The sequence below is a fragment of the Streptomyces mesophilus genome, from assembly GCF_040300965.1.
In the GTDB taxonomy this organism is placed as follows: Bacteria; Actinomycetota; Actinomycetes; order Streptomycetales; family Streptomycetaceae; genus Streptomyces; species Streptomyces mesophilus_A.
In genome coordinates this window covers 38,420-48,581 of the sequence record NZ_JBEPEW010000055.1, presented here as the reverse complement: position 1 = coordinate 48,581, position 10,162 = coordinate 38,420, and the positions used below count along the sequence as shown (strand labels likewise).

Annotated in this window: 10 protein-coding genes; 4 read left to right on the top strand and 6 right to left on the bottom strand. The window is 71.4% G+C overall.

What is annotated here, in order from left to right; genetic code table 11:
• The first annotated feature begins 85 nt into the window (after positions 1-85).
• Together ABT367_RS20500 and ABT367_RS20495 are read left to right on the top strand one after the other, a co-directional pair.
• Positions 86-1,210, top strand: a complete 1,125-nt coding sequence (locus tag ABT367_RS20500; protein ID WP_352254500.1) for a DUF5937 family protein — start codon at positions 86-88, stop codon at positions 1,208-1,210.
• Between the two features lie 220 nt (positions 1,211-1,430).
• Complete coding sequence (locus tag ABT367_RS20495) at positions 1,431-2,234, top strand: HAAS signaling domain-containing protein (protein WP_352254499.1); 804 nt, start codon at positions 1,431-1,433, stop codon at positions 2,232-2,234.
• Positions 2,235-2,412: 178 nt separating this feature from the next.
• Here the strand turns inward: ABT367_RS20495 and ABT367_RS20490 are convergent, their stop codons facing one another.
• The 3 genes from ABT367_RS20490 to ABT367_RS20480 are packed head-to-tail and all read right to left on the bottom strand — an operon-like array spanning position 2,413 to position 4,974.
• Positions 2,413-3,045: an AAA family ATPase gene (locus ABT367_RS20490; RefSeq protein ID WP_352254498.1), complete on the bottom strand. Its 633-nt coding sequence runs from the start codon at positions 3,043-3,045 to the stop codon at positions 2,413-2,415.
• A 3-nt stretch (positions 3,046-3,048) separates the two neighbouring features.
• Positions 3,049-3,720 carry a response regulator transcription factor gene (locus ABT367_RS20485; RefSeq protein ID WP_199549631.1) on the bottom strand — a complete coding sequence of 224 codons (672 nt, stop codon included), beginning with the start codon at positions 3,718-3,720 and terminating at the stop codon, positions 3,049-3,051.
• A gap of 48 nt (positions 3,721-3,768) precedes the next feature.
• Entirely contained in the window at positions 3,769-4,974 is a 1,206-nt protein-coding gene (locus ABT367_RS20480; protein WP_352254497.1) for a sensor histidine kinase, read from the bottom strand.
• Positions 4,975-5,239: 265 nt separating this feature from the next.
• On the opposite strand from ABT367_RS20480, the gene ABT367_RS20475 reads away from it, so the two are divergent.
• Complete coding sequence (locus ABT367_RS20475; protein WP_352254506.1) at positions 5,240-5,896, top strand: DNA alkylation repair protein; 657 nt, start codon at positions 5,240-5,242, stop codon at positions 5,894-5,896.
• A gap of 153 nt (positions 5,897-6,049) precedes the next feature.
• On the opposite strand, the gene ABT367_RS20470 is transcribed toward ABT367_RS20475, so the two are convergent.
• Both ABT367_RS20470 and ABT367_RS20465 read right to left on the bottom strand, forming a co-directional pair.
• The gene (locus ABT367_RS20470; RefSeq protein WP_434975505.1) at positions 6,050-7,456 is read right to left on the bottom strand and encodes a PH domain-containing protein; all 1,407 of its coding nucleotides are present in this window, start codon (positions 7,454-7,456) and stop codon (positions 6,050-6,052) included.
• The gene (locus ABT367_RS20465; RefSeq protein ID WP_352254496.1) at positions 7,453-7,950 is read right to left on the bottom strand and encodes a PH domain-containing protein; all 498 of its coding nucleotides are present in this window, start codon (positions 7,948-7,950) and stop codon (positions 7,453-7,455) included. The genes ABT367_RS20470 and ABT367_RS20465 overlap by 4 nt, the downstream gene beginning before the upstream one ends.
• A gap of 53 nt (positions 7,951-8,003) precedes the next feature.
• On the opposite strand from ABT367_RS20465, the gene ABT367_RS20460 reads away from it, so the two are divergent.
• Positions 8,004-9,155, top strand: a complete 1,152-nt coding sequence (locus ABT367_RS20460) for an NADH-quinone oxidoreductase subunit D (protein WP_352254495.1) — start codon at positions 8,004-8,006, stop codon at positions 9,153-9,155.
• Here the strand turns inward: ABT367_RS20460 and ABT367_RS20455 are convergent.
• Positions 9,120-10,124 carry an SAM-dependent methyltransferase gene (locus ABT367_RS20455; RefSeq protein WP_352254494.1) on the bottom strand — a complete coding sequence of 335 codons (1,005 nt, stop codon included), beginning with the start codon at positions 10,122-10,124 and terminating at the stop codon, positions 9,120-9,122. The genes ABT367_RS20460 and ABT367_RS20455 overlap by 36 nt on opposite strands.
• Positions 10,125-10,162 lie beyond the last annotated feature (38 nt).

Here is a 10,162-nt window from a genome sequence, read left to right as displayed (position 1 = left end):
GGTTGCAGGACCGCCCCGACCCTCGATTGACGGGAGGCGTCAATCGAGGGTCGGGGCGCGCGTAGCGGAAGGCAGACTGGACGGCATGAGCTTCAGCCTCGACATCAGCACCCTGCCGCAGGAGCGGCTCCACGAGCGGATAGCCGTCGCGCCCTCCCCGCTGGCGGAGCTGAGCATGACCCTGCACGCGCTCGCCGAGCCGGGCCACCACCCGGGGCTGCAGGGCTGGGCCACCTCCGTGATGGCCGGGCTCGACCAGTGCCTCGCGGAGATGCTGTGCGAGGCGGACTTTCTGTGGCGGTCCACGTTCTCGGACATCTTCATGCCGTTCTCCGGCCTGACCGATCCCGCGGCGCTGCCCGCCGGCACCCTCGCCGAGGAGCTCGACCAGCTGGACAAGCTGGACGACGAGCAGTTCGTCGACGCGGCGCTGGAGTTCACCTGCACCCTGGCGTACGGAAAGCTGGCCGCGGCCCCGCTGCTCTCCGACCCGGCCGCCCGGCAGCGCGTGCTCGAGCTCGCCGCGACCCGCGGGGCCCGGCAGGTGCAGTTCACCCAGCGGCTGCTCGACGATCCGCCGGCCGTCCGCGGCTGGATACGGCGGCTGCTGCTCGACTGCGACGAGGCCTTCTTCGGAGACGTATGGGCGCGAGTGCACCATCAACTCGCCGCCGACGCCCGGCACAAGACCGAGCTGTTGCAGCGCAAGGGGCTCGGCACGATGCTGACCTCGGCGTCCAAGGCGCTGACCCTGTCCGAGGACGACCGGCAGATCGAGATCGACAAGCTGGTCGTGGGGCGGGCGGCGATTCCGGAGGGCGGGACGCTGCGGCTCGTCCCCACGGTGATGGGCCGGCCGCATCTGCTCGTGCTGCACCGGTACGGCTGGACGCCTGTGATCCACTACCCGGTCGCGGGCGAGTCCCTGTCCACGGCGGCCTCGGTCGACGAGCTGACCCGCCGCATGGAGGCCCTCTCGCACCCCGTACGGATGCGGTTGTGCCGGAACCTGGCGCGGGGCGCGTACACCACGAGCGAACTGGTGGACGTGCACGGGATGAGCGCGCCGGAGATCTCGCGGCATCTGGCCGTGCTCAGGAAGGCCGGGCTGATCACCGCCAGGCGACGGGGCCGTTACGTGCTCCACCAGCTGGACCTGTCCAAGGTGGCCCGCTTGGGCAGTGACTTCATCGAAGGAGTGCTGCGCTGAGCCACCGACTCGACCGCATCGCCTCGTGGTCGCCGACCCCTGGTCCGCCGGATAGATCGCCGACCCCTGGTCCGCCGGATAGATCGCCGACCCCTGGTCCGCCGGATGGATACGAGATCGCCAAGACGCTGGATGCGGCGCGCTTCGGGCGGATCAAGGGCGGGCAGCGGCCGGCGTTCGAGGCGTCGGCACGAGACCTGCCGGCCAAGGGGCGTGTGGAATGAGCGACGGGAACGCGGGCTATCTGGCCGAACTGGCCGCCGCACTGCGCGAGTCGGGGCTGCCCGAGGAGCGGATCGAGGCCACGGTCGCGGACCTCGCCACACATCTGGAGCAGACGGGGGCCGAGGGGCCGCAGGAGTTCGGGCCGGCCGGGGAGTTCGCCGCGCAGCTGGCTCCGCCCGATGGCGGGACCGCTGCGGAGAGCCCCGTCGAGACCTGGCGCTGGACGGCCGACACCTATGCCGACGAGGCGCTGCTCAACCGCTTCGGCGCCGAGGGCTGGGAGGTCGAACGGATCGACGGGCTCGGCCGGTTCGTGAGCCGGCGCGATATCGAGCGGCCGCTGCGCTGGGAGTACCGGCGCGAACTCGTCTCCCTGCTCGGCCGCGAGGGCCGCGAGCACCACGAGCACCGCGAGCACCGCGAGGGCCGCGAGCGCCTCAACGACCGGCTCGCGTCCGACGGCTGGGAGGCGTGCGGGACCTGGCTGGTGTACGCCTGGTTCAAGCGGCCCCTCTCGGCCGCCGAGGGGCCTGGGCCCGGACTCCCGACTCCCCCGCCCCGGCCGGCACCCAGGCGCCGCACCCAGTTCGGCCGCCGCTTCCGCCGGACGCTCGCGCTCACCGGTGTGGCGCTCGTGGCCGTCGCGGTCGTCGTCGGCCTGGCGAAGGGCGACGCCGCGTCGGGTCCGGGCTTCGCGAGCGGGCTCCTCGCGGGTGCCGTCGTACCGCTGGTGCTGATGGCGGTGGTGTCGTGGCGTACGGAGAAGGCGCGGGCGCGGAGGGATTCGGAGGCGGAGTGAGGGAGGTTGGGGGCTGTGACCTTGCCGGGCGCCGCGAGCGGGCCGGGAGGTGTGACCGGCCAACCACCGTAGCCAGACCGGCCGTTGTCAGTGGGGCCCGATAGCCTCAAAGGGGCTCGGCCCCCGGGAGGGAGGGGTCTGTCCCGCACCCCGGCCGCTCAGTGCCGCTCAGTGCCGCTCAGTCGAACCTGATGTGCCTCACCCCGGTCACCGCCCGCCGCACCCGCCCCCGCACCGGGCCGTCCGTGTTCGGCAGCAGAGTCAGGCCCGCCGACCGGGCGATCCTGTCGGCGACTTGGGGGATCGGGACCCTATCGGTCCACAGCTGCTCGGCGAACTCGGGCCGCGCCAAGGACTCCAGACAGGCGTCGAGGCGGCGCACGGCGAAGGACTCGCGCTTCAGGGGCGCGTTCTTGCCGGCCACGAGCTGCAGCGCCCGGCCGAACGCCCGCTCGCGCAGCCGGTTCAGGACCGTCTCGCGCGCGGCGAGCAGTGCGAAGTGGTGGACGTCGTGGCCGCGTTCGCGCAGCCGGCCGACCGTCTCCTGGAAGTACGCGGGCTCGATGACGGTCATCGGCACGAGCACCGGGCCGTCGTGCTTGGCGAGGGCCAGATCGAGGACCTCGTAGACCCCCTGGCGCCAGGCCGGCAGATCCTGGAAGTCGCCGCGCAGTTGGGGCGGCATCATCCGGTGCAGTCCGAAGCCCACGTGCTCCGGATCGCAGACCACGCTGCCGGGCAGCCTGCGCCGCAGCTCGTACGCGGTCTGGGTCTTGCCGCCGCCGAAGGGTCCGTTGATCCAGATGAGCACGGTTCAGCTCCCGCCGCCCGCGCGCACCAGGCCCGTCTCGTACGCGAGGACGACGACCTGCACCCGGTCGCGCAGGCCCAGCTTGGTGAGGATGCGGCCGACGTGGGTCTTCACGGTGGCCTCGGAGAGGACGAGGCGTGCGGCGATCTCGCCGTTCGACAGGCCCTGCGCGACCAGGATCATGACCTCGCGCTCGCGGCCGGTGAGGAGTTCGAGCTCCTTCTGGGGCGGCTGCGCGCCGGTGTTGGGGAGCATCGGGGCGAAGCGGTCGAGCAGGCGGCGGGTCGTCGAGGGGGCCACGACCGCGTCGCCGCTGTGCACCGAACGGATGGCGGTGAGGAGTTCGGCGGGCGGTACGTCCTTCAGCATGAAGCCGGAGGCGCCGGCCTTCAGACCCGAGAACGCGTACTCGTCGAGGTCGAACGTCGTCAGGATGAGCACCTTCGGCGGGTTCTCCTGCGCGCAGATACGACGGGTCGCCTCGACCCCGTCGAGCTTCGGCATCCGCACGTCCATGAGGACCACGTCGACCGCCGTGGCCCGCAGCACGTCGATCGCCTCGGCCCCGTCGCCGGCCTCCGCGACCACCTCCATGTCCGGCTGCGCGGCGAGCACCATCCGGAACCCGGTGCGCAGCAGCACCTGGTCGTCGACGAGCATCACGCGGATGGTCATGGGGGTCCTTCCCGGGGACGGAAATGCGATGGAGTGCAGTGACAGGTGTCAGTGGGCCGGTTTGAGCGGCAGCAGGGCGCTGATGCGGAATCCTCCGCCGGGCCGGGGCCCGGCGTCCAGGGTGCCGCCGACCATGCCGACGCGTTCACGCATCCCGATCAGACCATGGCCGCGGCCGTCGGCCCCGCCGTCCTCGTACAGCTCATGGGGTGCGCCCTTGCCGTCGTCCTCGACGAGCAGCCCGAGGCCGTCGTCGAAGTAGACGATGCGCACGCTGGCCCCGGCGTTGGGTCCGCCGTGCTTACGGGTGTTCGTGAGGGCTTCCTGCACGATGCGGTACGCGGTCAGCTCCACGCCGCTGGGCAGCTGGCGCGGGGTGCCCTCGACCTTGAAGTCGACGGTGAGTCCGGCCTCGCGGCACTGCGCGATCAGGTCGTCGATCTGCTCGACATCGGGCTGCGGCACGTACTCGCCGCCCTCGGCGGGCTCCCCCGTGCGCAGTACGCCGAGCAGCCGGCGCATCTCGGCAAGGGCCTGGCGGCCGGTGCCCGAGATCGTCTCCAGGGCCTTCTTCGCCTGGTCGGGGGCCTGGTCCATGACGTACGCGGCGCCGTCGGCCTGTACGACCATCACGGACACGTTGTGCGCCACGACATCGTGCAGCTCCCGGGCGATCCGGGCCCGCTCGGCGGCGACCGCGACCTTGGCCTGCGCCTCGCGCTCCTGCTCGAGGCGGGTGGCGCGCTCCTCGAGCTGGGCGAAGTAGGCGCGGCGGGTGCGCAGGGAGTCGCCCATGACCCAGGCGAGCAGGAACGGGACGATCATGAAGCCGGTGAGCAGGATGGTGCCCAGCGTGCCCGTGTCGTTGTCCTCGTGCCAGCGCAGCTGGGCGAGCGGGGCTGCGACGAGGCCGCCGGCCAGGGCGAAGCGCCGGGCCCAGGTGACGTCGCGGGTGGCGACCGTGTAGATGACGACGAGCATCGCGAAGTTCGCGACCATCACGTCGTTGTCGGTGATCAGCTGCACCAGGCCGCCGGCCGCGACCAGCAGCAGCATCTGCTCGGGGGCGCGGCGGCGCAGGGCGACGGCGAGGCACTGGACGAGCGCGAGGATCACGGTCAGCACGTCGGGGTCGCGGGACTCCTGGCTGGCCTCCGTGGCGAGTCCCACCGCGGTCACCGCGAACAGCACGACAGCCCAGAAGCTGTCGACACCGGTGGGGTGTCTGCGGAGGAAGTCGTAGAGGCGCTGCACGTAACCCAGCGTAGATACGGGGGGCACGTGCTGGGGTCAACCGCAGGGGCGATACGTGGGTGGGGGGCGTACTCCCCAAGGTGGAGGCGGTGGTCGTTTGTGCTGGGGGTGAGGGGTGGTTTCCTGGGGGTTCCGACCAGCCCGGCCGTACGATTCCGACCGGCCCGGCCCTACGATTCCGACCGGCCCGGCCCTACGATTCCGACCGGCCCGGCCGTACGAGAAGGAACCGGAGGTGCCCGTCGTGGACCAGGTCGACGAGCTGATGTCGGAGCTTGCCGCTCTCGAGGAGCCGAAGGTTCGGGCGGTGAACGAGAAGAACGGCGACGACCACGGGGTGAACCTCGGCAAGCTGCGGGCCATCGGCAAGCGGCTGAAGACGCAGCAGGAGCTCGCCGTCGAGCTGTGGGCGACCGATGACACCGCGGCGAAGCTGCTCGCGCTGCTGATCTGCCGGCCGAAGGCCTTCGGGCGCGATGAGCTCGACGCCATGCTGCGGCAGTCCCGTACGCCCAAGGTGCACGACTGGCTCGTGAACTACGTGGTCAAGAAGAGCAAGCACGCCGAGGAGCTGCGGCTCGCCTGGACCGACGACCCCGATCCGGTCGTCGCGAGCGCGGGCTGGGCGCTGACCGGCGAGCGCGTGCTGAAGAAGCCCGAGGGTCTCGATCTCGGCGGACTGCTCGATGTGATCGAGGCCGAGATGAAGGACGCGCCTGAGCGGCTTCAGTGGGCGATGAACATGGTGCTCGGCCATATCGGCATCGAGCACCCCGAGTACCGGGCCCGTGCGCTGGCCATCGGTGAGCGCCTCGAGGTGCTCAAGGACTATCCGACCTCGCCGGGCTGCGTCTCTCCGTACGTCCCGATCTGGATCGACGAGATGGTGCGGCGGCAGGAAGCCGCGGCCGCCGAACAGTGATCAGCGGGAAGCCGCGGCCGCAGATGCAGTCATCGGCCGGGAAGCCACAGCGGCGGGGCAGCCATAGGCAGGAAGCCGCAGCCACCGAGCAGCCATCGCCAGGAAGCCGCAGCCACCGAGCAGCCCTCGCCAGGAAGCCTCAGCCGCCGCCCGTCACGCCCCCGCTTGTGACATCCACCGGTCGGGACCGGCCGTCCGGCGTCCCGTACGGGAGCGTTCGGCCTGGGACTCCAGGAGTTCCGAGGCCTCGGCGGACGGCCTGAGACGGGCCGCCACCGAGGTGTTGGCGCCGGTCTCGACGTGCACATCGGCCACCTTGTGCCGCCGCATCCACGGTCCTTGGACCAGCCGTACGCTCTGCACCTTGGCGTGCGGGACGAGCGAGACCTTGCGGCGCAGCCGGCCGTGGCGGGCGGCGAAGACGGTGTCGGTGACGGCGAGGCCGTAGCCGCGCCACCACAGCGGCACGCACCAGCGGGCCGAGGACGGCGGCCGGGACAGCTCGGACGGCACCACGACCCCCGGCAGGATCCGCTCGATCACCGCTTCCGCCACGGAGCGGGGCGCCACCGGCACCAGGACGTCGTTGGAGGACCCGGCGACGTCCAGCTCGATACGGACCCAGCCGCGCCGCCGCCAAAGGAGCGGCTCGACGATGTGCACGGTCTGCACCCGGCCCGGCGGCACCGTCTCGTGGGCCTTGTCGAGCAGTCCGTGGTCGAGGCGGAGCCCGTCCTGGGAGGCGCCCACGGTCCAGTCGTACTCCTTGATGAAGCGCCCCACGCTGCTCGCCCCCGCCGCGCCGAGCAGCGGCAGCCCGGTGCCGATGACCAGCGGAAGCGACTCGGTGAGGAACCACAGCACGACGGGGACGGTGATGCCGGTGATCGCCCAGGCCCACATCCCGCCGGAGAGCACCAGGGACATGGCGAGCATGTTCGGCGGTACGTGGAGCAGGACCGCGGCCGGCGCCTCGCCCACCTCGCGGGCGTGCTCGGGCGCGAACCCGGCCGCGCGGGCGAGGAGTTCGGCGCGCAGGGAGCGGGCGTCGGGCTCGCTCAGATACGCCAGCTCGTCCTTCTTGTCCGCGCCGATGACGTCCATCTTCAGCTTGGCGACGCCCAGGAAGCGGGCGAGCAGCGGCTGGTTGAGGTCGACGGCCTGGAGGCGGTCGAGCCGGATGTGCGCGGTGCGGCGGAAGAGCAGGCCGGTACGGATCCGCAGCTCGGTGTCGGTGACCGAGAAGTGCGTGAACCACCAGGTGAGGAAGCCGTAGAGGGAGGCGACGAGCACCAGCGCGCCGCCCGCGAGCAGCACGGTTTCCGCGGCGAGGTCGGAGACCCTGCGGTAAGCGCCGTCCGGATCGTGGAACGCCCAGCCCGCCCCGACCGCGACCGGCGCCCAGGCGCGGCGCAGCGGGGTGACGGGGTGCAGGCGCCGCTCGACTACAGGAGCACGTGTCTCTTCGGTCCCCGGGGACTCACCCGTTCCCGGTGTCTCCTCGGTCTCCGGGGACTCTCCCGTCCCCGGTGTCTCCTCGGTCTCCGGCGTCTCGTTCACAGCCCCGCCGATCGGGCCTCGCCCAGTTCGGTGAGCCGGTCCCGCAGGCGTTCGGCCTCGGCGGGGTCGAGCCCCGGGATCGTGGCGTCCGTCGCGGCCGCGGCGGTGTGCAGCTGAAGTGAGGCAAGCCCGAACTTACGCTGCAGCGGCCCTGATTCGACCTCCACCAGCTGCATCCGCCCGTACGGGACGACCGTCTCCTCGCGCCACATCACCCCGCGCTGGATCAGCAGGTCGTCCGCGCGCTCGGCGTACCGCCACGAGCGCCAGTTCCGCCCGAGCATGGGCCAGCCCCACACCAGGAAGAACCCGGGGATCAGCGCGAACAGCGCCCACCCGGGAGCGGCGAACAGCCACAGAAGTACGGCGGTGGCGACCGTGATCGGCACGAGCCACAGCACGAGCAGCAGCCTGCGCAGCCTGAGCATCGCGGCCGGCAGCCCCTGCCACTCGGGGTCCTTCCGTGCCGGGACCCCGGCGGCTCCACTTGTCATCCCCGTATCCCCTGCCTTCACGCATACCACCCTACGTACGAGAGACTGTTCGCATGAGTCCCAAGACGGAGACCATGATCGGGGTCGGCGGAGCCGCGGAGAGCACCGACATGGTGCTCAATATCGGCCCTCAGCACCCGTCCACGCACGGGGTGCTGCGCCTGAAGCTGGTGCTCGACGGTGAACGCATCGTGAGTGCGGAGCCGGTCATCGGCTATATGCACCGCGGCGCCGAGAAGCTTTTCGAGGCGCGCGACTACCGGCAGATCGTGATGCTGGCCAACCGCCACGACTGGCTCTCCGCCTTCTCCAACGAGCTGGGCGTGGTCCTCGCCGTCGAGCGGATGCTCGGCATGGAGGTGCCCGAGCGCGCGGTGTGGACCCGCACACTGCTTGCCGAGCTGAACCGCGTCCTCAACCACCTGATGTTCCTTGGTTCGTACCCGCTCGAACTGGGCGGAATCACCCCGGTGTTCCATGCCTTCCGGGAGCGCGAGGAACTCCAGGCGGTCATGGAGGAGGTGTCCGGCGGCCGGATGCACTACATGTTCAACCGGGTCGGCGGCCTCAAGGAGGACCTGCCCCTGGGATGGACGTCGCGCGCCCGCGCCGCGGTTGCCTCGGTGCGTTCGCGGATGGATGTGTACGACCGGCTCGTGCTCGGCAACGAGATCTTCCGCGGCCGTACGCGGGGCGTCGGCGCGCTGAGCGCCGAGGCGGTGCACGCGTACGGGGTGAGCGGGCCGATCGCCCGCGCCTCCGGCGTGGACTTCGACCTGCGGCGCGACGAGCCGTATCTCGCGTACGGCGAGCTGCAGTCGACGCTGAAGGTGGTCACGCGCGAGGAGGGCGACTGCCTGGCCCGTTTCGAGGTCCTTCTGGAGCAGACGCACAACGCGCTCGATCTGGCCGACGCGTGCCTGGACCGGATGGCCGACCTGGCGCCCGGCCCGATCAACCAGCGGCTGCCGAAGGTGCTCAAGGCGCCCGAGGGCCACACGTACGCCTGGACCGAGAACCCGCTCGGCATCAATGGCTACTACCTGGTCTCCAAGGGTGAGAAGACTCCGTACCGCCTCAAGCTCCGCTCGGCCTCGTACAACAACATCCAGGCCCTGATCGAGCTGCTGCCGGGGACGCTGGTCGCGGACATGGTGGCGATTCTCGGGTCACTGTTCTTCGTGGTCGGCGACATCGACAAGTAGCGCGTCCGGCGCGATGCCCACCGGCTCGAGCAGCCAGCCGAAGTCGCCGAGGCCACCGCGGGCGGTGAGTTCGGCGGCCTCGCCCGCGCTCGCGAGCGCGCGGACGTAACCGGCCGGGTCGGTGGTGGCGAGCGCAAGCGGAGGGCGGCCGCCCGTTACACCGAGGCTGTTCAGGGCCTCCCGCTGCGTCAGGAGTACGGATCCGGGGCCGGCGCAGGCGTCGAGGGCGACATGGGCCGTGATATCGCACGAGCCGTCCGGTACGGGCCGGCATTCCCGGCCGTCGCGGAAGCCGGTGAGCGTCCCGAACGGGGGCCGCTGCGCCCGGCTGTGCGCATAGTCGACGGCCACGGCCAGTCCGCCACGTACGGCATCGACCGCCCGTGCCCATGCCTCGTCCCGGGGCCGGCCGATCTCGGCGCGGCTGCCGGGTTCGTCGGTCAGCGGCCACCAACGCGCGAGCCAGTCGCTGTCCGGCCCGGGCGGCAGCGGCTCCCCGAGCGTCTCGGTGCCGTCCTTTTCCTGTACGAGGACGAGGCGGGCGATCCCGTCCTCGTCCACCTCCACGACGTCCACGGGCACGTTGTCGAGCCACTCGTTGGCGAAGAGCAACCCGTTGACGGTGACGGGGATTTCGGCAACCCACTCGACACGGCTGTCCGACGCCTCGGGCCGGCCCGCCCGTTCCACGGCGTACGCCCTCGTCCGCGCGGCCACCGACGGCTCCAGCGCGTCGAGCACACCCGAGGTCAACTCCCCGCGCCCGGCGCCGACATCGACGAAGTCGAGGGTGGCCGGGTGCCCGAGGGCACGGTCGACTCGGGTGAGGAGGGTGGCCACGGCGCGGGCGTAGAGCGGGGAGGCGTGCACAGAGGTACGGAAATGCCCGGCAGGCCCCTCCGTACGGAGGTAGAACCCACCGGGCCCGTACAACGCTTCCTCGGCCGCGTCCCGCCACGTTCTGCTCACGGGACGAGTATCCACTTCGGACCGGACGCACCCGCACC